The 20,493-nt window shown below is 45.8% G+C and carries 25 protein-coding genes and 1 tRNA gene; 14 read left to right on the top strand and 12 right to left on the bottom strand.

Annotated elements, in window-relative coordinates; genetic code table 11:
* Window positions 1-21 precede the first annotated feature (21 nt).
* Both alr and ACRD7P_RS18305 read right to left on the bottom strand, forming a co-directional pair.
* On the bottom strand, window positions 22-1,131 hold the full coding sequence (gene alr, locus ACRD7P_RS18310; RefSeq protein WP_430909153.1) for an alanine racemase: 1,110 nt from the start codon (window positions 1,129-1,131) through the stop codon (window positions 22-24).
* A complete protein-coding gene (locus tag ACRD7P_RS18305; protein ID WP_430909152.1) occupies window positions 1,124-1,765 on the bottom strand; it encodes a thymidine kinase in 642 nt (213 codons plus the stop codon). Before ACRD7P_RS18305 ends, alr begins: the two co-directional genes overlap by 8 nt.
* Before the next feature lie 104 nt (window positions 1,766-1,869).
* On the opposite strand from ACRD7P_RS18305, the gene ACRD7P_RS18300 reads away from it, so the two are divergent.
* The 3 genes from ACRD7P_RS18300 (at window position 1,870) to rsmI (ending at window position 3,821) form a co-directional block, all read left to right on the top strand.
* Window positions 1,870-2,568, top strand: a complete 699-nt coding sequence (locus ACRD7P_RS18300; protein ID WP_430909151.1) for a hypothetical protein — start codon at window positions 1,870-1,872, stop codon at window positions 2,566-2,568.
* A gap of 133 nt (window positions 2,569-2,701) precedes the next feature.
* Window positions 2,702-3,079: a DoxX family protein gene (locus tag ACRD7P_RS18295; RefSeq protein ID WP_430909150.1), complete on the top strand. Its 378-nt coding sequence runs from the start codon at window positions 2,702-2,704 to the stop codon at window positions 3,077-3,079.
* A 70-nt stretch (window positions 3,080-3,149) separates the two neighbouring features.
* Window positions 3,150-3,821: a 16S rRNA (cytidine(1402)-2'-O)-methyltransferase gene (gene rsmI / locus ACRD7P_RS18290; protein WP_430909149.1), complete on the top strand. Its 672-nt coding sequence runs from the start codon at window positions 3,150-3,152 to the stop codon at window positions 3,819-3,821.
* A 57-nt stretch (window positions 3,822-3,878) separates the two neighbouring features.
* On the opposite strand, the gene ACRD7P_RS18285 is transcribed toward rsmI, so the two are convergent.
* Both ACRD7P_RS18285 and ACRD7P_RS18280 read right to left on the bottom strand, forming a co-directional pair.
* A complete protein-coding gene (locus ACRD7P_RS18285; RefSeq protein WP_430909148.1) occupies window positions 3,879-4,460 on the bottom strand; it encodes a Crp/Fnr family transcriptional regulator in 582 nt (193 codons plus the stop codon).
* A gap of 171 nt (window positions 4,461-4,631) precedes the next feature.
* Window positions 4,632-5,240: a hypothetical protein gene (locus tag ACRD7P_RS18280; protein WP_430909147.1), complete on the bottom strand. Its 609-nt coding sequence runs from the start codon at window positions 5,238-5,240 to the stop codon at window positions 4,632-4,634.
* A 121-nt stretch (window positions 5,241-5,361) separates the two neighbouring features.
* Here ACRD7P_RS18280 and ACRD7P_RS18275 point away from each other — a divergent pair, with 121 nt between their 5' ends.
* On the top strand, window positions 5,362-5,949 hold the full coding sequence (locus ACRD7P_RS18275) for a uracil-DNA glycosylase family protein (protein WP_430909146.1): 588 nt from the start codon (window positions 5,362-5,364) through the stop codon (window positions 5,947-5,949).
* Between the two features lie 720 nt (window positions 5,950-6,669).
* On the opposite strand, the gene ACRD7P_RS18270 is transcribed toward ACRD7P_RS18275, so the two are convergent.
* Entirely contained in the window at window positions 6,670-7,272 is a 603-nt protein-coding gene (locus tag ACRD7P_RS18270; protein WP_430909145.1) for a carboxymuconolactone decarboxylase family protein, read from the bottom strand.
* Between the two features lie 105 nt (window positions 7,273-7,377).
* Between ACRD7P_RS18270 and ACRD7P_RS18265 the strand changes: the two genes are divergently transcribed.
* The 4 genes from ACRD7P_RS18265 (at window position 7,378) to ACRD7P_RS18250 (ending at window position 11,894) form a co-directional block, all read left to right on the top strand.
* The gene (locus ACRD7P_RS18265) at window positions 7,378-7,803 is read left to right on the top strand and encodes an OsmC family protein (protein WP_430909144.1); all 426 of its coding nucleotides are present in this window, start codon (window positions 7,378-7,380) and stop codon (window positions 7,801-7,803) included.
* A 245-nt stretch (window positions 7,804-8,048) separates the two neighbouring features.
* A complete protein-coding gene (locus tag ACRD7P_RS18260) occupies window positions 8,049-8,192 on the top strand; it encodes a hypothetical protein (protein WP_430909143.1) in 144 nt (47 codons plus the stop codon).
* A gap of 84 nt (window positions 8,193-8,276) precedes the next feature.
* Window positions 8,277-9,965: a single-stranded-DNA-specific exonuclease RecJ gene (gene recJ / locus ACRD7P_RS18255; protein ID WP_430909181.1), complete on the top strand. Its 1,689-nt coding sequence runs from the start codon at window positions 8,277-8,279 to the stop codon at window positions 9,963-9,965.
* A 666-nt stretch (window positions 9,966-10,631) separates the two neighbouring features.
* Window positions 10,632-11,894, top strand: a complete 1,263-nt coding sequence (locus tag ACRD7P_RS18250) for an MFS transporter (protein WP_430909142.1) — start codon at window positions 10,632-10,634, stop codon at window positions 11,892-11,894.
* Here ACRD7P_RS18250 and ACRD7P_RS18245 read toward each other — a convergent pair.
* The 6 genes from ACRD7P_RS18245 to ACRD7P_RS18220 form a co-directional block, all read right to left on the bottom strand.
* Entirely contained in the window at window positions 11,891-12,646 is a 756-nt protein-coding gene (locus ACRD7P_RS18245; RefSeq protein WP_430909180.1) for a UDP-2,3-diacylglucosamine diphosphatase, read from the bottom strand. The genes ACRD7P_RS18250 and ACRD7P_RS18245 overlap by 4 nt on opposite strands.
* A gap of 47 nt (window positions 12,647-12,693) precedes the next feature.
* Window positions 12,694-13,143, bottom strand: coding sequence for a 6-pyruvoyl trahydropterin synthase family protein (locus ACRD7P_RS18240; protein WP_430909141.1), 450 nt, complete (start codon window positions 13,141-13,143; stop codon window positions 12,694-12,696).
* Between the two features lie 63 nt (window positions 13,144-13,206).
* Window positions 13,207-13,650 (bottom strand): hypothetical protein, encoded by a 444-nt coding sequence (locus ACRD7P_RS18235; protein WP_430909140.1) that lies wholly within the window; start codon window positions 13,648-13,650, stop codon window positions 13,207-13,209.
* A gap of 208 nt (window positions 13,651-13,858) precedes the next feature.
* The gene (locus ACRD7P_RS18230; protein WP_430909179.1) at window positions 13,859-14,626 is read right to left on the bottom strand and encodes an enoyl-CoA hydratase/isomerase family protein; all 768 of its coding nucleotides are present in this window, start codon (window positions 14,624-14,626) and stop codon (window positions 13,859-13,861) included.
* Between the two features lie 133 nt (window positions 14,627-14,759).
* Entirely contained in the window at window positions 14,760-16,100 is a 1,341-nt protein-coding gene (locus ACRD7P_RS18225) for an MATE family efflux transporter (protein WP_430909138.1), read from the bottom strand.
* 11 nt (window positions 16,101-16,111) lie between these two features.
* On the bottom strand, window positions 16,112-16,612 hold the full coding sequence (locus ACRD7P_RS18220; protein ID WP_430909137.1) for a GNAT family N-acetyltransferase: 501 nt from the start codon (window positions 16,610-16,612) through the stop codon (window positions 16,112-16,114).
* A gap of 53 nt (window positions 16,613-16,665) precedes the next feature.
* On the opposite strand from ACRD7P_RS18220, the gene ACRD7P_RS18215 reads away from it, so the two are divergent.
* The 3 genes from ACRD7P_RS18215 (at window position 16,666) to ACRD7P_RS18205 (ending at window position 18,934) form a co-directional block, all read left to right on the top strand.
* Entirely contained in the window at window positions 16,666-17,463 is a 798-nt protein-coding gene (locus tag ACRD7P_RS18215) for a universal stress protein (RefSeq protein WP_430909136.1), read from the top strand.
* 52 nt (window positions 17,464-17,515) lie between these two features.
* Window positions 17,516-17,592: transfer RNA gene (locus ACRD7P_RS18210), tRNA-Ala, on the top strand.
* Between the two features lie 511 nt (window positions 17,593-18,103).
* Window positions 18,104-18,934, top strand: coding sequence for an RteC domain-containing protein (locus ACRD7P_RS18205; RefSeq protein WP_430909135.1), 831 nt, complete (start codon window positions 18,104-18,106; stop codon window positions 18,932-18,934).
* Window positions 18,935-18,936: 2 nt separating this feature from the next.
* Here the strand turns inward: ACRD7P_RS18205 and ACRD7P_RS18200 are convergent, their stop codons facing one another.
* Window positions 18,937-19,110 carry a hypothetical protein gene (locus ACRD7P_RS18200; protein ID WP_430909133.1) on the bottom strand — a complete coding sequence of 58 codons (174 nt, stop codon included), beginning with the start codon at window positions 19,108-19,110 and terminating at the stop codon, window positions 18,937-18,939.
* 62 nt (window positions 19,111-19,172) lie between these two features.
* Between ACRD7P_RS18200 and ACRD7P_RS18195 the strand changes: the two genes are divergently transcribed.
* Genes ACRD7P_RS18195 through ACRD7P_RS18185 form a run of 3 tightly spaced genes read left to right on the top strand, consistent with a single transcriptional unit; the run spans window position 19,173 to window position 20,490 of the window.
* Window positions 19,173-19,475, top strand: coding sequence for a helix-turn-helix domain-containing protein (locus tag ACRD7P_RS18195; RefSeq protein ID WP_430909131.1), 303 nt, complete (start codon window positions 19,173-19,175; stop codon window positions 19,473-19,475).
* Window positions 19,456-19,797, top strand: a complete 342-nt coding sequence (locus tag ACRD7P_RS18190) for a hypothetical protein (protein ID WP_430909130.1) — start codon at window positions 19,456-19,458, stop codon at window positions 19,795-19,797. Before ACRD7P_RS18195 ends, ACRD7P_RS18190 begins: the two co-directional genes overlap by 20 nt.
* Before the next feature lie 3 nt (window positions 19,798-19,800).
* The gene (locus ACRD7P_RS18185) at window positions 19,801-20,490 is read left to right on the top strand and encodes a hypothetical protein (protein ID WP_430909129.1); all 690 of its coding nucleotides are present in this window, start codon (window positions 19,801-19,803) and stop codon (window positions 20,488-20,490) included.
* Window positions 20,491-20,493 lie beyond the last annotated feature (3 nt).

The raw sequence follows: 20,493 nt of genomic DNA, 5'->3' as shown, positions 1-20,493 counted from the left end.
AACAAAATGTTAATACACATTTTAATCTCCTATAAATCGGCGGGTTACTCTTTGTGATATCCCGGTAAGCAATTCATAGGAAATAGTATGTGCCGTTTCGGCAAATGTCGTGGCCGTAATGCCATTGCCAAAAACCGTTACCTCGTCCCCTTCTGAACAATCGATTTCGGTAACATCTATCATAATCATGTCCATACAAACGTTTCCCACAATGTATACAGCCGTGTCGTGCAACAGTACCTGAGTGGTACCACCACCATAAATGCGTCCTATTCCATCGGCATGCCCTAAGGGCAGCGTTGCAATTTTACAATTCTCCCCTGCTATGAATGCCCTATTGTAGCCTACACTCTCTCCGGCCTTTAGCGTATGTATTTGGGAAATTATCGTCTTTAGGCTTGCTATGGGGCGTAGTTGAGCATCTACTTTGGCATCGTTCCCAAAACCATAAAGCCCTATACCGCTGCGTACCATATGGAACTGGGCCTGGGGATAGTTCAATATTCCCGAGGTGTTCAATACGTGACGAAAGGGCCGATATCCGATTTCCAAATCGATCTTGGCAGCGATCCCCTCAAAACGGTTTAGTTGCTGTTGTGTAAACGATCGTTCCCCGTCGTCTTCCGAAGCGGCCAAATGGGAAAAAACGGCAATGGCCTTGACCGCCCTATTGTTCTTCATCTCCTTTGCGATCAATGGGATTTCGGCTTCCGAAAAACCCAGGCGATTTAATCCGGTGTTGAACTTTAGGTGTATCGGATACTGTTTTTGACCGTGTTTTTCAGCGGTCGCCAAAAAGGCTTTCAACACCCTTTCGGAATACAGGCTGGGTTCCAAACATTTTTCGATGATCTTATCAAAATTGGCTATCTGTGGGTGCAGTACCAAAATAGGTGTCCGAATTCCAGCGTCGCGCAAAACCACTCCTTCGGATACATAGGCAACGGCCAGATAATCCACGCCCAAGGCCTCCAGTTTTTGCGCTACTTTTACGGCATCACTGCCGTAAGCGAATGCTTTTACCACCGCCAACAATTTGGTCTTTTCCCGAATACGCCCCCTTAATAACCGATAGTTGTGCGCCAAGGCGCTCAAATCGATTTCTAAAACCGTTTCCTGCACCTTACCCATTTGGGTCCTGTTTTTTGCTGACTTCTTCGGCATTTACATCCATCTGGCTTACTTTTTCCTTGAGCATGGCCTTGTAGTATGCCGCACGGCTCAAGGGTTCGTAAGCATCGGTTTCACCCAGCATCACCAACTTATCGTTATTTGCTTTTCGAAAACTGTAGTTGGCCAAATTCCCTGTGCGGGTACAAATGGCATGCACCTTGGTCACATATTCTGCGGTCGCCATCAATGCGGGCATCGGTCCAAAAGGGTTGCCCTTGAAATCCATATCCAATCCGGCCACGACCACACGTACCCCCTTGTTCGCCAAATCGTTGCAAACGGTTATGATCTCGTTATCAAAAAATTGTGCCTCGTCAATGCCCACCACGTGGCAACCATCTGCCAAAAGCCGTATGTTGGCGGCCGCGGGTACAGGAGTAGACCGTATTTCGTTGGCATCATGGGAGACCACCATATCATCATGATATCGCGTATCTACCATAGGCTTAAAAATCTCCACCTTTTGTTTGGCGAACTGTGCCCGTTTCAACCGACGGATCAATTCTTCGGTCTTCCCAGAGAACATGGACCCGGAGATCACTTCGATCCACCCGAATTGTTCCTTATGGTTCACCGTATTTTCAAGAAACATTTTGTAATTTTAGACGAAAATAGAACGTTTTTCCGTTCTACTGTTAGGGAGGATAAAATTAACCAAAAAGGTACACCTTTTGGTCAGAAATTAAAGAAAGCGGGATGAAACGTAAATTAAAGGAAGAACTTCGAAAATTAGCTACGGATATTATTACCGCCAGAGACCTCAATGAAATTTCGGACCTGTACGAATCGACGAGGGCGCTGTACGAAAAATTGGCGGTGTTGAAATTCATCGAGGAGAAGTTACAGGATATTGAGATCGACGTGTCCAAAAACATCATTGCCGAAAAGTTCGAGAAAATGGCGAATGCCGTTCTCAATGCCAATGCCTCCGTACCCGAAAGCAACCCACATCAGGAAGACATTATGACTCCAGGCATGGACACCATTAAGGATATGGTTTCGGAAATGCCCAATGAGGCGGCAGTGGACGAAGTATTGTCAGAGTTTTTGAACAAACCCGATTACCTTAAGAACGATAAAGAACTGTTTGTACCGCAGCAAGAAACACAAACGGATAGTTCCCCACAGCAGGCCACACCAAAATCCTTGAACGATAAACTGAACACCAAAGAGTTAAAAATCGACCTCAACAATCGTTTGGCCTTTGTAAAACATTTGTTCGACGGAAGTACGGAAGATTACAACAGGGTACTTTCACAGCTAAAGACCATTGATTCCCACGAACGCTCGGTTTCCTTTATCAAGAACATGGTAAAACCGGACCATAAGAACTGGGTCGGAAAAGAGGAATACGAGGAGCGCTTTATGCAGCTCATCGAACGTAAATTTTCATAAAGTCCGGACCATACAACCGTAATGTACTTCAATCACTTCGAATTAAAAAAGCCCGATAAAGTCTATGTTTCCGCGCTTTTTGGTTTAAGCTAACTATTTTAATGCCAGAAATGGTATAACTACAGCACCGACTATGAACGGCAACAAAATCGTTTTTTACATCGCCACGGGCGTACTTACGGCCATTATGTTTTTTTCCGTGTTCAATTACTTTACCAAATACGATATGATCGTTGGTTTTTTTGAACATTTCAACTACCCGACTTATTTGGTATACCCACTGGCCACAGCCAAAATTTTGGGCTTGATCGCCGTATGGGGGAGTTTTTCCAGCTGGTTGAAGGAATGGGCCTATGCCGGTTTCTTTTTTGATACCATTTTGGCTTTTTTCGCCCATTACCTTACCGACGGCGCGGGTTATACGTTCGCTTTGCTAGCGCTGACCGCCACTTTGGTCTCTTACTTCTTTGAAAAAAAAGTACGCCCTCGGAAAGGAATATCAGCCGATTGAGGGTATCGTAGGTCCGTATTAACTCGGGACCATACGGGCGAAAAGGCTATTTTTGACGAAATTTGAAATTATGGGCAAACTTTATTTGGTACCCACGCCGATCGGCAATTTGGAGGACATGACCTTTAGGGCGGTACGCGTGCTCAAAGAAGTGGATGTTATCCTTGCCGAGGATACCCGTACCAGTGGAAAACTATTACAACATTTCGATATTGGCACGCCCATGCAGTCCCACCACATGCATAACGAGCACAAAACCGTTGACACTTTGGTGGAACGCCTAAAGGCTGGGCAAACGATGGCGTTGATTTCCGATGCGGGTACTCCGGCCATATCCGATCCAGGGTTTTTATTGACCCGTGCCTGCGTTGCACAGGACGTTCCCGTAGCATGTTTGCCCGGTGCAACCGCCTTTGTGCCCGCCTTGGTAAACAGTGGCCTGCCGAACGACAGGTTTGTATTCGAAGGGTTCCTTCCCATAAAAAAAGGACGTCAAACACGCTTGCAGTTGTTGGCGGAAGAACCCCGTACCATCATTTTATATGAATCGCCCCATAAACTGCTGAAGACCCTCTCCCAATTGGTATCCTTTTTCGGGGAAGACCGGCCGGTATCGGTATCGAGGGAACTGACCAAATTGTACGAGGAAACGGTTCGCGGAACGGCGGCATCGGTATTGGAACACTATACCGCTAAAGCTCCCAAGGGCGAAATTGTGTTGGTCATCGGTGGAAAAAAATAGCGTTTTCCCATATTGTTCAAGGATAGGGAAACATGGAACCCATCTTAATTTCATTTTCTAACGCACGGAAGACCGCAGCCTACTGAAGGTTTCGGGTTTCATGTTCAGGTAAGAGGCCAAGTATTTTTGCGGAATTACTTTTAACTCGGCTGGGCAACGTTTCAAAAAAGTAGTGTACCGTGCTTCGGCAGAAAGCGTTAGCAATTCTACTTCGCGGAACAACCTTCCAAAAAGCATATCCCTAAAAAAATGATGCCCCCAACAATCAAAGCCCGGAAATAATTGAAACAACGATTGATAGTCCCTCAAAGAAATCGCCAGTAGTTTGGAAGGTTTTAAGGCCTCTAAAAAAGTATTGGAGGGCGTCTGCGCAATAAAGGAGTCAAAAACTCCCGATGGGCTTCCGGAATACGAAAAGCCCAGCACCACTTTTTCCCCTCGGTCGTTCAGTACGTAAATGGCCTGGACCCCCTGTAACGCAAAATAAAAATACCGTTCGGTCTGTCCTGCTTCCGTAATAAACTCCGAACGTGCGTAAGTGCGAACGGTCCAAAGCGTTCGAAATGTAGTACGTTGTTCTTCGGTCAGCTGTACTTGGGGAAAAAAACCGAGCAACCTTTTAAAATCACTGTCTTCCATTTGAGGGGCTTTTACCATGTTATACCCTTTCTACCTTGACATTACCCATTAAAAATGGTATTATCCGTTTCAACTTTTAGATGTTTAAGCGAAAATTAAGGGTTTTTATGGCCAATTGAAATTCTTTTCACGCTCAGCGCCCTTTTTTCAAAAAACATTGCAATAGGTTTATCACTGGAACGCTTGGGTGTGTACGGTGGTTTTGGGGAACAAGACAAGTGTTTCGGATATTTGTACCCAATGCCACTCGGTATGACAAATTAAAAACTCAAAGCATTCCGGCAGATAAAAATTGACGATGGGTCCTATCGCAGAAGCGATCTTCACTTTGGAGAGGTCCAGGCTTCTACTGTTTGAAATGGTGTTTTTTAAATGGTGATAGTCCGTTTCCCAAGTATTAAAAATGGTATCCATGTCCGTCTCGGTCAACTTTTGTACGTCCAACAACGGCTCAAACCGCTTTAAGGTCTTCATTTTCCATTTGCGCACATTTCCTTTGGGCCGTTGTCCGTTGATAACAAAACGCTGCCAGGCGCGGGCCTTAAACCGTTCGTTTTCCGTATCCTTTGCCGGACACTGTGTTACGGCTTGATCCAATCTATGCTTATACAGGCTATAGGAGCTATTGAGGTGCGCTACAATTTCTATAATACTCCAGGCCTTTGGACCACTCGGCGCAACCAGTTGCCGTATCGGTAATGATTGCAACTGCATCAACCGATTATGAAGTGTGTTCAACCGTTGTATCTGATCTTCCGCACTGATGAATAACGCCGCCATAAGAATGTTTTAAAAGGTTATGATACAAAATTCGTAGCTTTCGTTGTCCTAACTATTGATGTGTATCAATAAATGGGCGGTGTTCCTATGTAACCGTAATCGCTAAACCAACGGAGTTATCATGAAAACCCTTCTTGCAAATATCCGGGACTGTACCGTGTGTTCCGCACACCTCCCATTGGGGCCAAGGCCCATCGTTGCGGCACACCCCGATGCCAAGATCATTATCATCGGTCAGGCTCCGGGTACCAAAGTCCATGAAACGGGAATTCCTTGGGACGACCCCAGTGGAAGGCAACTTCGAAAATGGCTCGGGGTTTCCGATGAAACGTTTTATGATGAACGTAAAATCGCTCTCGTCCCTATGGGATTTTGTTATCCGGGAAAAGGCAAGGGTGGCGATCTTCCGCCAAGAACGGAATGCGCCCCCCTGTGGCATGATGCCCTATGGGAAAAGATGCCAAACATCGAATTTATAGTGCTTATCGGCACCTATGCCCAAAACTATTACCTGGGAAAACAAAAGGAAAAAAACCTGACCGAAACCGTCAGGGCCTATCAAAACTATTTGCCGCGATACTTTCCGCTTCCGCATCCATCACCACGCAATCGGTTTTGGTTGAGCAAAAACCCTTGGTTTGAACAGCAGGTGATACCGGAATTGCAGGAAAAGGTATCCGGAATTTTCACTTTACCTAGTACGAAGTGATCAGTATTAAGTAGTTAGTAATGAGGGGGGCGAATTTACATTTGAACTTGACTTTTTGTCCTTGTTCTTTTTTCTTTCAGCGAAGCGGTCTTTTTTTCAATGAACAATTAGCAATTAGCAATTAGCAATTAGCAATTAGCAATTAGCAATTAGCAATGAAAAAATAATTGGTGACGCGTAAAAGTAATTGGCCTGAAATTGAGCTTGTGTTTGAATTTGACATTTGTGTTTGAACTGGAACATGACATTTGCACTTGTCTTTTGTCCTTATTCTTTTTTCCTAGTGAAAAGTAGATAGTATCTAGTATTAAGTAGTTAGTAATGAAGGGTGTGGATTGAAGTTTGGGCATGAACATGTGTCTCGACAAGCTCGACATGACATCCGTCTTTTCGATTGGCCTAAGGGTCCCTTCGTCCTTGTTCTTTCAGCGAAGCGGTCCTTTTTTCTAGTGAAAAGTAAATAGTATCTAGTATTAAGTAATTAGTAATTAGTAATGAGGGGTGCGTACTTGCATTTGAACTTAACGTTTGCACTTGTCTTTTATCCTTATTCTTTTTTCTTTCATCTATGAGCCTTAGCGGTCCATTGTCCTTTTTAACTAGGTCTCGACTCCGCTCGACCGGACAGCACGTTTTTATAAGCAAACGGCTCGTTGACCAGCAATCCTTGTATTTGATTTTTGAATTTGAGTTTGAATTTGACCCGCGGTCTATTGTCCTTTAATACCTGCTTCCATCGTGTTTTCCCTTTTCCCAGCCGTGTTTTCCTAGGTATTGGTCGGCGCTTTCCACGGCTCCGTCCTCTATGGAGGTGCCCATGGAATCGTTCCATCGGTTGAGGTAGCCGAAGAGGGAAATGACCCCCAACATTTCAACGACCTCGCCCTCGTTCCAATGTTCATAGAGTCGTGTTTTGATTTCGGCATCTACGGCATTGGGTACTTGGGATGCCTGTAACGAAAAATCCAGTGCGGCCCGCTCGGCTTCGGAAAATGCGGCATGGGTGCGGTACTCCCAAATATTGTCCAGTTGCTCTTGCTCGGCCCCATACCGTTCCGCCGCGCGTATGGCGTGTGCTTGGCAATACCGACATCCCGTTGCATTGCTGCTCACCCAGGCGATCATTCGCTTTAAGGCCGATGTCACCCGACCTTCGTTCGCCATTACCGCTTTGTTCAGGTTGATGAAAGCTTTGGAAATTGCCGGTCGATGCTGCATGGTCAATATTGAATTCGGACAAAAACCAAGGGTCTCATTAAAGAATTTTGCGAGTTCCGCGGTTTCGGGACTATGGCTTGGGTCAAGCGGCTGTACTAAAGGCATACTTTACAATTTAACGTTAATACTAAGAGATATAAAATCGAAATAGAACCATTTTACAAGGGTCTAAATTATCGTACTTTTATTCCTCACAAGAAACAAAAATTTATGGGTACTACAAATCATATCAGCACCAAATGGAAAGGAAAAATGGCCTTTGAGAGCACCAACCCCTCCGGACATGTTTTACGCATGGATGCCGGCCCGGAAAACGATGGGGAAGGTTCCGGTTTTCGGCCCAAGGCCCTAATGCTTTCCTCGCTCGCCGGTTGTTCCGGTCTGGACGTGGCCTCCTTGATCAAGAAAATGAAATTAGAGGTGACCGACTTCCATATCGAAACCATTGCCAACCTTACGGACGAACATCCCAAGTTTTACGATCAAGTGACCATTGAATACCATTTTTATGGCGACAATTTAAACGAATCCAAACTGCAAAAGGCCGTTGACCTGTCGGTAGAAAAATATTGCGGGGTCATGGAAATGTTCCGCCAATTTGCAACGATCGAGGTGAAGTTGGTGCTCCATTCTTAAGTTCAAGTGCAAGAATCAAGTTCAATTTTAATATAGACAATGGTCGGTAAAAAGTTTGATCTGGAAGATCGCCTAGTAGCGTTCGCAAGTAGTGTTGTTCTGTTCTGTAAAGATTTACCAAGGGATATTACCGGAGAATACTAGGCAACCAACTTTTAAGGTCTGGTGGAAGTGCCGCGCTTAATTTTGGCGAAGCACAAGGGACCAATAGTAAAAGAGATTAGATCAGCAAAGCCGGAATCTGTTTGAAAGAATTGAAGGAGTCACGCGTAAATCTGAAAATATTAATGAAAGTAGCATATGGAGACGCTAAAAAAATACTTCATCTATTAGATGAAGTAGAACAACTGATAAAAATAATCGCCACTATTATAAAAAACAAAAAGTAGGTTTGAACCGCTTCAGACGGCAAATGATATTTGTTGCGCTAACCAAAAGATTTACTTTTGAACTTGAACTTGAACTTCTATCCCATGCGCTGGACCTTAAAACCAAAACCGGAACAACACGACATCGATCGGCTGACAGCGGCATTGGGGGTATCGCCTTTGGTCGCACAATTATTGTTGCAGCGGGGCATCGCTACTTTTGAGGCGGCTAAACGCTTTTTTCGTCCGCAACTGTCCGAACTGCACGATCCCTTTTTAATGCGGGACATGTCGCTGGCCGTAACCCGAATCAACACGGCCATTGCCAAAGGTGAAAACATTCTGGTATACGGGGACTACGATGTGGACGGGACTACTTCGGTCGCCTTGGTCGCTTCGTATCTGCAATCGTATTACCCAAACGTAGCCACCTATATTCCCGATCGCTATGCGGAGGGGTATGGGGTATCGTTCAAGGGCATCGACTTTGCCGACGATAACGGGTTTTCCCTGATCATTGCGTTGGATTGCGGCGTAAAAGCGATCGACAAGGTCGCCTATGCCAAAGAGAAGGATATCGATTTTATCATCTGCGACCACCACCGGCCGGGAGAAAAACTCCCCGACGCCATTGCCGTACTGGACCCAAAACGATCTGACTGCGACTACCCGTACGACGAGCTTTGCGGCTGCGGTGTGGGCTTTAAACTGATCCAGGCCTTGGGTTCCGAACGAAACCAGACCATTACCGATTTGATGCCTTACCTTGACCTGGTGGCTACTGCGATAGGTGCCGACATTGTTCCGATTACCGGGGAGAACCGCATTTTGGCCTATTATGGTTTGCAAGTGATCAATAACGCCCCAAGAATAGGGTTCAAGGCGATTATCGACCAGGTAAATAAAGAAACGCTGACCATTACCGATGTTGTTTTCATCATCGCCCCACGTATCAATGCCGCGGGACGCATGGAGCATGGGCAACATGCCGTAAACCTGCTCACGGAAACAGATTATGACCAAGCGGCCGCTTTTGCCAAAAATATTGAGCAGTTTAACAACGACAGAAGAAATCTTGACAAGGAAATTACCGAGGAGGCCTTATCCCAAATACTGGATGACAATGAGGAGGAACGTTTTACCTCGGTGGTATACAAACCCCATTGGCATAAAGGGGTTATCGGTATTGTAGCTTCACGACTGACGGAAACCTACTACCGGCCGACCCTGGTATTCACAAAAAGTGGGGAGAAACTGGCGGCTTCGGCCCGTTCGGTCTCCGGTTTTGATGTGTACAATGCCCTAATGGGCTGTTCGGAACATATTGAACAGTTCGGAGGCCACAAATATGCCGCAGGCCTTACCCTTTTGGAATCGCAATATGAGGGGTTCAAGGCCCAGTTTGAAAAAGTGGTTTCCGAAACCATCGATCCTTCGCTGTTGACCCCGGAAATCCAGATCGATGCCCTGATCGACCTAAAGGATATCTCACCAAAACTTATGCGTATCCTAAAACAGTTCGCACCCTTTGGCCCGGGCAACAAAACGCCCGTTTTTATGGCGGAAAACCTTGTGGACACCGGCTATGCAAAGGGGGTGGGCGAAGACCAAAAACATTTGAAAGTATCGGTAAAACAAGGCGCATCAAAGCCAATCGGGGGTATCGGTTTTTACCTCGGTAACAAACTGGACACCGTTTGCAATAAAAAGCGTTTCGATGCCTGTTTCTCTCTGGACGAGAACGAATGGCAAGGAAAACTGAGCCTACAATTGAAGTTGAAGGACATCAAATGATGGAAAAACCATCACTCCCTGTTTATCCAAATAATAATACATACTCGCATGTATTTCAACACTTCGTCCCCACACGGTACAAGCTTCATCGTTTTATTTGACATTTTCCGTCCTTCAGCGCAGCGGTCCTTTCCCCTTCAGCGCAGCCCCGGCAAGCGGTCTTTCCTCCCAATGGCGAAACAATAATCATATGGTTTTCATAATCCTTTTTTAAATCGATTGCTCCAATCCGATTACAGGTTTCTCGTCCTTCCGCGAAGCGGTCCTTCCTCCTTTAGCGCAGCCCCAGGTAAGCGGTCCTTCCTCCCTTAGCGCAGCCCTAGGCAAGCGGTCTTTCCTCCCGAGGACATTCCTCTTATCGGCCGAAGTGTTCGAACCTGATCCGACATTCCGGTATCACAATTCCATCTCTTTTTCCGTTCGCACCTTTAACCCGGTTTAACCCGCTTTATGCATTAGAAAATCTATTACAGCTTCCAGCTACTTCAAAATATGGCGCTGCGCTACATTTTTAAATGTAACGGTAGCCCCGAAGTTTCGGTGCTATGCTTACATTCATAAAATGTCATATTTAATCGCTGCTAAAAACTTCATTACGAAGTTCTAATGCATAATTCGGGTTTAAGAGTAATATCTTTGTGCCGAATTAATCATACCGTACTTCTAATGGATCCATACGCTGCCTTACGATACAAAGAGTTCCGGATTTTTTTGGGGGTTCGTTTCGCCATGGTCTTTGCATGGTCCATGCAGTTTATTGTTATCGAGTGGCAGGTATATTCCATGACAAAAGACCCGCTTTCCTTGGGTATTATCGGTTTAATGGAAGTAATCCCCGCCGTGGCGACCGCCCTTTTTGCAGGGCATGTGGTCGATCAAAAAGAGAAGCGCGATCTACTGGTCAAGTGTATTTTTGGTTTTTCGATCATTAGTTTGGGGCTTTTTATATTGAGTATCCCCAGTATTGAAGCATCTTTTGCGTTAAACCACCTTCTTTTTGCCATTTACGCACTCGTATTTTTGGGAGGTATTGTACGGGCTTTCCTTGGACCTACCATTTTTTCGTTGATCGCGTTGATCGTTCCCAAAAAAATATATCCCAATGCCGCTACCTGGAGCAGTACCACCTGGCAAATGGCCGCGGTTTTAGGTCCGGCATTGGCAGGTTTCTCGATCGGTTATATTGGGGTGCATTGGTCCATGTGTCTTATTTTTGGCTGTTCCCTTATGGCTTTGCTCAATCTTTTTCGTATTTCCCGTAAACCGATACTCAACCCTAAAATTGGGGAACCGATACTACAAAGTTTAAGGGAAGGACTCCGTTTCGTATTCAATAGTAAGGCCATTTTTGGGGCGTTGACCTTGGATATGGTGGCCGTATTGTTCGGGGGTGCGGTGGCATTGCTTCCTGTTTTTGCACAAGATATCCTAAAAGTAGGCTCGGAAGGTTTTGGAATATTACGGGCAGCCCCCGCTGTGGGTGCGGCGCTCATGATGATCGCCTCCACCCGTTTTCCGATGCACAAGTATGCGGGGCGTAAACTGTTATGGGCAGTTTTCGGCTTTGGGATCAGTATTATTGTTTTTGGCCTTTCGACCTCGTTTTGGATTTCGGTAATCGCCCTGTTCGCCAGTGGCGCATTGGACGGTATTTCCATGGTCGTCCGTCAAACGATCTTACAGTTAAAGACCCCCGACGATATGCGCGGGCGCGTGGCTTCGGTAAACACCATGTTCGTAGGTTCCTCTAACGAGTTGGGTGCCTTTGAAAGCGGATTGACCGCCAAATTGATGGGAACCGTTACCGCCGTGGTTTTCGGGGGTACCATGACCTTGCTTACCGTAGGATTTACCGCATGGATTTCCCCAAGCTTTCGAAAATTAGATCTCCAAAAGGATGTAGCCGCCCATGAGGCGGAAAGCCCCTAAACGAATTTTTCAAGTGAAACCGTTTTTCCATCGAAAACGGCGTAGGTGTAGTGGTGGATCCAGTCCCCCAAGTTGGTATAGGTCGCGTTTTTTCCGAGGTCGATTTCCATGGGCAGGTGCCGATGGCCAAAAATAAAATGGTCGAAATGTCCGGTCTCCAGTTTTCGTTTGGCATATTGTACCAACCATTCGTTCGCTTCCCCTAAAAATTCGGCATCTTCATCCCCTGAAATCAATTTGTTCTTTACCGAAAAGTACTGGGCCAAACGCACGCCCCAATCCGGGTGCACCCACCGGTACAACCATTTGGCAAAAGGATTGGTAAACACCTTTTTCATACGTTTGTACCCTTTGTCGTTCGGACCGAGCCCATCGCCATGGCCCACAAAAAAGGTTACCCCATTGATGTTGTACCGTTGCGGTTTGTGAAACACTGGAATTTGAAGTTCTTCCTCAAAATAACCGTTCATCCAAAGGTCGTGGTTGCCGACAAAAAAATAAATGGGGATTCCGGAATCGGAAATCTCGGCCAACTTTCCCAGGGTCCGGGTAAAGCCTTTTGGAACCACTGTTTTGTATTCCATCCAAAAATCGAACAGGTCGCCTAGCAAAAATATGGCCCCGGCGTCTTTTTGAATACTGCTCAGCCAGGCAACAAATTTCTTTTCCCGAACACGGCTTTCTTCCATGGTAGGGGCACCCAAGTGATTGTCACTTGAAAAGTAAACCTTTTTTCCTGCTGGGAGTTCAATGGTCGTCATGGTATGGTAAAGATAGGAAAACAGAAAAAGCCGTCACGCTAATTGTCACTGGCGAACCATTCGGCAAAAGAGGTTTCGGTCTCTTGAAGCTTTAGCGAATGTAATCGGATGTTTTTAGGTAGGCGTGCGGTAATTTTGGCGGCAAAATCGATGACCATATTCTCGCTTGTAGGCTGGTAATCGGCCAGTATTACATTGTGGCCCCTATCGGCCAGTTCTTTGGCCAGCTCCACATGGGGCGTATTTTTATTAAAGACGGTAGCGTGGTCAAATTCGTCCACGATCTCCTCTTTTACGATTTTTTTCAGATCCCCAAAATCGATGACCATTCCCTGTTTTACATGGGTCGTATCGGTAATGGGCGTTCCGATAACGGTTACCGACAGCTTATAGCTATGCCCGTGTACGTTACGGCACTTGCCATCATATCCAAAAAGGGCATGGCCGGTCTCAAAACTGAATTGCTTGGTAATTCTTATGTTGCCCATCAACTTATTTTAGGAAGGTAAAGGTATGGAATATCGGCAAATCGGGATACCCTTCGGGAATCGTTATTTCGAAACAACAAGGTCCAACGTGCCATTTGTTATGGAGGAACTACAACAATCACTGAACACCTCATACTGTGCCGTAATTACCGCTTGCTGCCCAATAAAACCGATAAAAACCAGAGTGCGGCGTTCCACGGGGCCGGAAGGACCGCTCAAATCGTCGTACAACGGATAGGTACCCGTGTTTTGGGCGATACGGTATGAGGCACTGTCCAACCTCTTGGTGAGTTCTTCTTTGGTGTCTCCATCCGTAACACTAAAGCTGTCTAGAGATACGGCGGCTCCGGAGGTGTCCTTTAGGGTAACGTTATGGGCGGTAACGGCCGCGGGACAGCTTACCGCACTACAATCCAATTCCGTTGGCCCGTTATCATCCGAACATGAAAAGACCAATAGCGCTACCGCAAGCCCAAAACCAATATGTAACCGTTTCCTTGACGACATCCTTGCATTTCTTTTAGTGGAACAGTACTGTGCCGATAGGGCATTCCAAAGATATTATCTTTTATACCTCCTTCGCGATCGTATTCGGTTTACGATATATAGGATCACTACGAAAAGGGCCACTATGGGGAAAATCAGGTCCCCGTTCAAAAAGTTTAAAATTTCCATGTGCTTGACTTTGTTCTAAAACGGCGGTATTCCGGTAATATTATTTTCGGAATTTGGAAAGAGCGGTTTTGGTAAACTCCGACAGTACAAGGGTTCCGGTAATCCCTGCCCTTTCGGTCAACAGCGCGCCCCAGTGTTCGGTCCCTTCCCACAACACTTTTTTCCACTCCTCCAATGCCTGCGGATTGTAGGCCGACAGTTTTTGGGAAAAGAAATCGATTTCTTTGTCCACCTCCTCTATTTTCTCAAAAACCTTTGAAAAAAGGCCTTTTTCCTGTGCCCAATAGGCATTTTTCCACTCGGTCGGTGCCAGGGACATTTCGGACAAAGCCGCCGTGCCTATCTTACGCCGAACGGCCGGTGCGATGACCAAGGGTGCGATACCAATGGTCAATTCCGATAGGCGGACCGAAGCCGCAACGGAAGCAAAGGTATAATCGCAGGCTGCCGCCAAACCGACGCCACCACCCACCGTTTTCCCTTGAATACGGCCAATAATTACCTTTTTACAGCTGCGCATTGCATTGATCACATTTGCAAAACCGCTAAAGAATACCTTTCCCTCCGATAGATTTTCAATAGCGATCAGTTCCTTAAAAGAGGCCCCACCGCAAAAGGCCCTATCTCCTTCGGACTTTAATACAATGACGGTAACCTCAGGGTTTTCGGATAGTTTTTCCAATTCGAGCACCAAGCGGTCCAACAGCTCGGCCACAAAGGAATTTCCCGCAGGATGCCCAAATTCTACCGTTGCCACCTTGTCCTTAATACTTGTATACAAACTACCGTTCTCTCTTGTGGTCATTATCGTGTGATTTTAGGTTAAACCCTTTGTGTATTAGAAAATCTACTACGGTCCGAAACTGCTTCAAAACCGGGTTAAAATTAAAATATTATAACCAGAACGGTATGGTTATCGGGAAGCTTTTACGCTGTACCCATTAGGTATCCGTTGCAGAGAGCAGTGGCCGAAACTTGTGGCGGAATTTCAATACCAATGCGCCGCCACGGACCAGCATCCAAACCGCAAAGGCGATCCAAATGCCCGTTAGGCCCCATTGCTGGTATTTCCCTAAAAATAGCATCGGTACAAATCCCAGAAATGTCGCCACCAATAAAGTATTGCGTAGGTATTTCATTTCTCCCAGGCCCTTGAAAACCCCGTCGAACACAAAGGCTACGGCATTCATGGGCAGGCCGATGATCAAGAGGTAAAAAATACCATAAAAGGCCTCCAAAACAATGGTCTCGTTTGAAAATAGACTTCCGATAGGGCGGTAAAAAACAAACCCGAGTACCATAAGTATGGTGCTTACCCACAGCCCGTAAGCGATGATTTTTTTTGCCAATTTCCACAGCCCGTCATAATCCTTAGCCCCTAAAAGACGACCGCCCATAATATTCCCCGCTGCGCCATAACCATCGATAAAAAATGCCGAAAACAACCATAAATTAATGGCAATGGTATGTGCCCCGATATAACGATCACCAAGATCGGTCGCCTCGCGTACCGCTAAGATCAAGGCGGTGTTCAGGGCCAATGCCCTTACGAACAGGTTAAGGCTCATTCCTATCAAACGGGAAAGTTCCGGATGCCATGGGGTTTGGATACGTAGACCAATATCGGTTTTGGTGACCAGCAACACGAACGCCATTAATGCCATAACGGCTTGGGCGATCAAACTTGCCCAGGCGGCCCCTTTCAAATATAATGGCGTGAACCATCCTTCAATACCATATACCAACAAAAAATCGAGCGCTACGTTCAACACCGCCCCAACAATGGCAATAAGCATCGGCCAGTAGGTGTTTTGAAGCCCTCTAAAAATTCCCATTACGGCAAAGGCGAACAAGGTAAGGGGAAAGCCCCAAACCCGAATGGAATAGTATTGCACACAATACTTCAAAATTTTTCCGGAGGCGTTCAACAGCATAAATATTTCCTCTACAATAAAAATGGTGGATGACAATACAAGTATGCTAAGGGCCACGTTCAGGGCAATCGCCTGCGCCGGCAAGGTTTTCACTTCTTCCAAACGCCCCGCGCCCAAATATTGGGAAATGATCGCGGAAATCGCACTTCTGGTCTGTCCAAGAACCCAGATCAGCATCGACAAAAAAGACCCCACAATACCGGCCGCCGCCAAGGATTCCAAGCCATCCACCGGAATATTACCGACAATAGCGGTATCCGTAATGGATAACAAGGGCTCGGCGATACCTGCAATAGTGGCCGGTATGGCAAGCTTGTTAATGTTTTTGAACGAAATGGTAGTTTTCAAGATCTACTGGATTACAACACTAATTCGTAACAGTGAAAAGGGTGTTCACTCTGTTTTGGAAAATAGATATCCCCCAGTCGACGGTAGCCCCGCCGTTCATAAAACCTTTGGTTTCGTTTGTTCTGGCTAAAGGTATCGAGCCGTACCGATGGGGCCTGCATTTCTTTTGCCTTGGCCTCGGCAAAATCCATCAACTGCCTTGCGTATCCTTTTCCTTGTAGATCGGGGTGTACCGAAAGCCGATGGATATAACTATTTCCCTTATTAGGGGTCGTCCAAAGCACCGCCTGGTATTCCTTATCCATTTTGGTAGAGACCACCACGGTACCCACAATGCTGTTTTCCTTTTCCAGAACGAACAGCTCTTCCCTGGAAAGGTCGGTTTCAAAGGCCGCTTTGGAAGGGTATGCCTCGTTCCATTGAAAGATTCCATTGGCGGTCATATGGGCCGCGCAGGACTGGGTCAACCTTAAAATATCGGGTATTTCCGATATCTTTGCTTTCCGAATCATAAACCAGTTTATTTAAATCGTAAATTTAGCATATAAATAATCAATCCCTGGCCATGTTGAACATTCTTGTACCTATCGGTGTTAACTTAGATTCCAATGCCACCTTGCTTTACGCAGTGGACTTTGCCGCTGCCTTTTCCGCCAAAATTTTTGTGATGGAGGTTTTTAATGTGAGTTCCAAAACGGGCGGACTATCGAACATTACCGAAAAAGTGGCCAAAAACAGTAAGGAAAAGTTACGGGAGGCCATAGACAAAATAGATGCCAAGGGCGTAGAGATTAAAATCGCCACCTTTAATGGTGAACTTGTTGACGGCATTAAGGATATTGACAAGGAACTGGGTATCGATCTGATCATTGTTGCACCACGAAGCAATTCCATACAGGAAGAAATGTATTTGGGCCACACTTCGGGGAAAATTGTAAAACGAACGGATATTCCAACGCTTATCGTTCCCAAAGGAACCGCATTCCGACCGTTTACCACCATTTTGACCGCGTTTAAATCGGGCGCCTTAAAAAGAAAGCGCATTTTAGACCCTTTGATCGCCATCCAAAAAAAGTTCGAGGCGCGTTTGAACCTTTTGCTGGTAAAAACGCCGGGATATACCGATGATGACCTTAAAATCAATACGGCGTTAATGGATCTGAGTTCCAACCTGACCATTACGGAGAACCCGACGACCTATCAAGGGGTTTTGGAGCACTTTCGGTCCCAAAAACCGGATCTGTTGTGTGTCTTTAGAAGAAAACGTGGGTTTTTTAAAAGTTTATGGGAAAAAAATACGGTTCCGAAATCGGAATTTTATGCGACCGTGCCGGTTTTGGTGCTGAGCGTTAAGAAAGATTGATTTGTACTTTGATACTTTCTGAAAAAGTAGTTCCTTTGAACTCTCAAAAATTGGGGGATTAGCTCAGCTGGCTAGAGCGCTTGCCTGGCAGGCAAGAGGTCACCGGTTCGACTCCGGTATTCTCCACCAATAAACATAGGCCTTCACAGATGTGAGGGCTTTTTTTTGTTTTGTTACCTACCGTTCATTTCTTACGACTGTTCAAACACCTTTATGGTTCTTTAAAACTATATGGGCATATCCATTTATTGGGGCACCGGTTCCCCCGACGCTTCGGGGCGGTATTCTCCACTTAGTAAATTCAAGCCTTCGCAGATGTGAGGGCTTTTTTTGTTCGGGAATTTGCTCACTTTTTGCTCACTTTTTTATTTTTTGTTCAAAACGTCGAATTCTCTATTAAAACAAGACATTTAGCGCCACACCGTATTAATGGGATATATTTTCCTAACTCATCGAAACCCTGTTTTTCCTAATCGGTCATTGTAATTTTCCTCATTTTGTTATAGCTTTTATAATTAACGTTTTGTAAGGCATGATAATTGAAGTTTATTGTTAAACTCGTATTGTCGTAATCGAATGTTTTGCCCCCCAAAGTCTTCCATGTTTCCGACCTCTTTTCAACAACATAAAAGCGGTTTATATGGAATACTCATTACTTGTGGACCAATTGAAAAAAGAACTTAGAGGCATCCAAAAAAGTACTACGGATATCGTCAAACAATGCAATCTTTCGATAGAACTCAGCCGGAATCTGCTCTCCGACTTCAAGACCGCGGTAAAAAAACACGGCTTTTCGGATCTATCCCGGGAAATAGCCTTTTTTAAGCGCATCAAGCCGGTGCCCATGGAAAACCTTATCTACCATTTCGAGCTCAAATCTTTCGAAGTGCGGCTTCCAAGGACCAGTATTTTAAGGCAGCGCAAGTATATCCGTAAGGAACAGAAAAAGCTAGAAACTTTCTTTCGTATCCACCTGGATTTTGCCCAGTACGTGGCCCATAACAAGACCTTCATGGACGACCGCTATTATACCCGCGCGTTTTTCGGAAAATTCAACATTAGCCATTCCAATGCCTACTATCGCGATCCGGAGTTCTCAACCTCCCATGATCTTCTGTTGGCAAAGCTCATCGCCAACAAGCGCTTAGCGTATTATTTTGGTCGGCGTTTGGACAACTTGAGGGAAAAGGAGGCTGGAATCGCCATGGATAATGGCTGCGCTTTGAAATGGACCGCATCCTCGATCGATCTTTCCGAGCTCAGCTACGGCCTCAAATATTCGGGTGCCGTCAACCATGGGAACGTAAACGTGAAGGACATTCAAAGGGTATTGGAAATCGCTTTCGGTGCAAGACCGGGAAACCCCTATAAGAACAAAACGGAAATGTGTATCCGTACCAAGAGCCGTACCAAGTTCATGGACTCTATGTCCCGTGCCCTACTGGACAAAATGGACCGGGAGGACGGTTGACTTCACCTCCATTGCCCTAGGGCAATTTCTTCTTCATATTTATCGGCAACTCCAATCACCTCTATTGGTGATGTTCCCCCAGCACAAAATCTGTTAAACTTTTCCGGAGGGTGCGGAAAGGTACTGGATTTTCCCGGACCGACTCCCACATCTTTGTTAACCTCAAGTGTAACCATATGCGGACAAACGGGCATAGGGTTCATCGGGCCAGTCCCGTTTCCCATCTAAATCAATACATATGTCGGTAAACATCGTAACAACGGAAGACCTGAAACGGTTCAGGGAAACCCTGCTCTCGGATATCAGGGAACTATTGGAGAAAAAAGGAAAACTGTCCCTCGATAAATGGATACGCTCCTCCGAGCTAATGGAAAAACTGGACATCAGTCCGGGAACCCTGCAGAACTTAAGGACCAACGGCACCATACCCTATTCGAAGTTGGAGGGCATCCTTTACTACGATCAAGAACAGATCGATGCCATTATCAAAGAACGTTCGATCAACTTAAAGAACAATGACCATGAAGATAGCCACGTATAATATCGGGAACCTGTTTTTCAGGGACAAAGCATTGTCGGACCTCTCCGAAAGGGATAAGGATAGCATGGCGAAGGAACTGGATGGGCTCATGTCCCTAACGGACAGATCCCCCGTTCAGCTGGAGCGGATGCGCACTTTATGGAAATCGATAGCGTGCGAAGACCAACAATGGGATCTCTCCGACGAATTTGGGGACTACGAATGGTACCGGTTCATTTCGGATATCAAAAAGGAACGGGGAACGTTCGAGACACAGCGACTTCCAAAGCCGCAGATAAGGCTACCCTTGGCCGGGACATGGGAGAAGGCCGATGCCATTTAGGCCGTGGATGCCGATATCCTTGTACTCCAGGAGGTCGAGAACCAAAAAAACCTTGAGCTTTTTAATCAATGGTTTCTAAAAGGGGCATATGATACCGTTCTCACCGTTCCTACGACCGATTCCCGTTCAAGGCATATGGCGGTGCTTTTAAAGGATGGGCTAGTCTTGGAAGAGGTAAAGGCTTTTGGGGGTACTCCCCCGAAGGATGAAACACATTTCTCCCACGCTGCCCAATTGTATCGAATCCTGGATACGAAAGGTGGAAAGTATGACCTTGTGAACCTACATTTTTTTGATGCGGGCACATGGGACTATAACGATCCGATCTATGACGATTTTCTATCGGAACTTGCTCAAAAACTAAAAATGGAGCTTTATGGGACAGGTGCGCGCATGATCATGGGAACCTTGAACATTCTCCCCTATCATGAGGTCTTGGAACGCATTCTAGAACCTTTGGGAATGTTCAAGATCAATGATTCCCCTAGTTTTCGGTCCTCGGACAATGTCCCCAAAAACAATAGCTATAACAGACTTGGCGCATACAAGGAGGGAATCAATATTTTACAAAAACAATACCTGTTGGTATCCAAATATCTAACCTCCCATATTTGGGGATCTGGACTGTTGGTATCCCATAAACAAGATGACAACCGCCATGGTCCTGTCAATTGGATCGGCGTTGATCTCTAATAT

The sequence above is a fragment of the Maribacter sp. 2-571 genome, from assembly GCF_050589625.1.
Taxonomy (GTDB): Bacteria; Bacteroidota; Bacteroidia; order Flavobacteriales; family Flavobacteriaceae; genus Pelagihabitans.
Note: the sequence above shows the minus strand (reverse complement) of the source record. Positions and strands in the feature narration are given on the sequence as shown.

Bases quoted from the DNA above. Each gene is read 5' to 3' on its own strand.
- ACRD7P_RS18265 (WP_430909144.1), top strand. From the start codon at position 7,378: ATGGGTACTACAAATCATATCAGCACCAAATGGAAAGGAAAAATGGCC.
- ACRD7P_RS18190 (WP_430909130.1), top strand. From the start codon at position 19,456: ATGAAGATAGCCACGTATAATATCGGGAACCTGTTTTTCAGGGACAAA.
- ACRD7P_RS18220 (WP_430909137.1), bottom strand. From the start codon at position 16,612: ATGATTCGGAAAGCAAAGATATCGGAAATACCCGATATTTTAAGGTTG.
- ACRD7P_RS18280 (WP_430909147.1), bottom strand. From the start codon at position 5,240: ATGGCGGCGTTATTCATCAGTGCGGAAGATCAGATACAACGGTTGAAC.
- ACRD7P_RS18270 (WP_430909145.1), bottom strand. From the start codon at position 7,272: ATGCCTTTAGTACAGCCGCTTGACCCAAGCCATAGTCCCGAAACCGCG.
- ACRD7P_RS18215 (WP_430909136.1), top strand. From the start codon at position 16,666: ATGTTGAACATTCTTGTACCTATCGGTGTTAACTTAGATTCCAATGCC.
- ACRD7P_RS18205 (WP_430909135.1), top strand. From the start codon at position 18,104: ATGGAATACTCATTACTTGTGGACCAATTGAAAAAAGAACTTAGAGGC.
- ACRD7P_RS18305 (WP_430909152.1), bottom strand. From the start codon at position 1,765: ATGTTTCTTGAAAATACGGTGAACCATAAGGAACAATTCGGGTGGATC.
- ACRD7P_RS18235 (WP_430909140.1), bottom strand. From the start codon at position 13,650: ATGTCGTCAAGGAAACGGTTACATATTGGTTTTGGGCTTGCGGTAGCG.
- ACRD7P_RS18250 (WP_430909142.1), top strand. From the start codon at position 10,632: ATGGATCCATACGCTGCCTTACGATACAAAGAGTTCCGGATTTTTTTG.
- ACRD7P_RS18300 (WP_430909151.1), top strand. From the start codon at position 1,870: ATGAAACGTAAATTAAAGGAAGAACTTCGAAAATTAGCTACGGATATT.
- alr (WP_430909153.1), bottom strand. From the start codon at position 1,131: ATGGGTAAGGTGCAGGAAACGGTTTTAGAAATCGATTTGAGCGCCTTG.
- recJ (WP_430909181.1), top strand. From the start codon at position 8,277: ATGCGCTGGACCTTAAAACCAAAACCGGAACAACACGACATCGATCGG.
- ACRD7P_RS18200 (WP_430909133.1), bottom strand. From the start codon at position 19,110: ATGGTTACACTTGAGGTTAACAAAGATGTGGGAGTCGGTCCGGGAAAA.
- ACRD7P_RS18240 (WP_430909141.1), bottom strand. From the start codon at position 13,143: ATGGGCAACATAAGAATTACCAAGCAATTCAGTTTTGAGACCGGCCAT.
- ACRD7P_RS18275 (WP_430909146.1), top strand. From the start codon at position 5,362: ATGAAAACCCTTCTTGCAAATATCCGGGACTGTACCGTGTGTTCCGCA.
- ACRD7P_RS18285 (WP_430909148.1), bottom strand. From the start codon at position 4,460: ATGGAAGACAGTGATTTTAAAAGGTTGCTCGGTTTTTTTCCCCAAGTA.
- rsmI (WP_430909149.1), top strand. From the start codon at position 3,150: ATGGGCAAACTTTATTTGGTACCCACGCCGATCGGCAATTTGGAGGAC.
- ACRD7P_RS18195 (WP_430909131.1), top strand. From the start codon at position 19,173: ATGTCGGTAAACATCGTAACAACGGAAGACCTGAAACGGTTCAGGGAA.
- ACRD7P_RS18295 (WP_430909150.1), top strand. From the start codon at position 2,702: ATGAACGGCAACAAAATCGTTTTTTACATCGCCACGGGCGTACTTACG.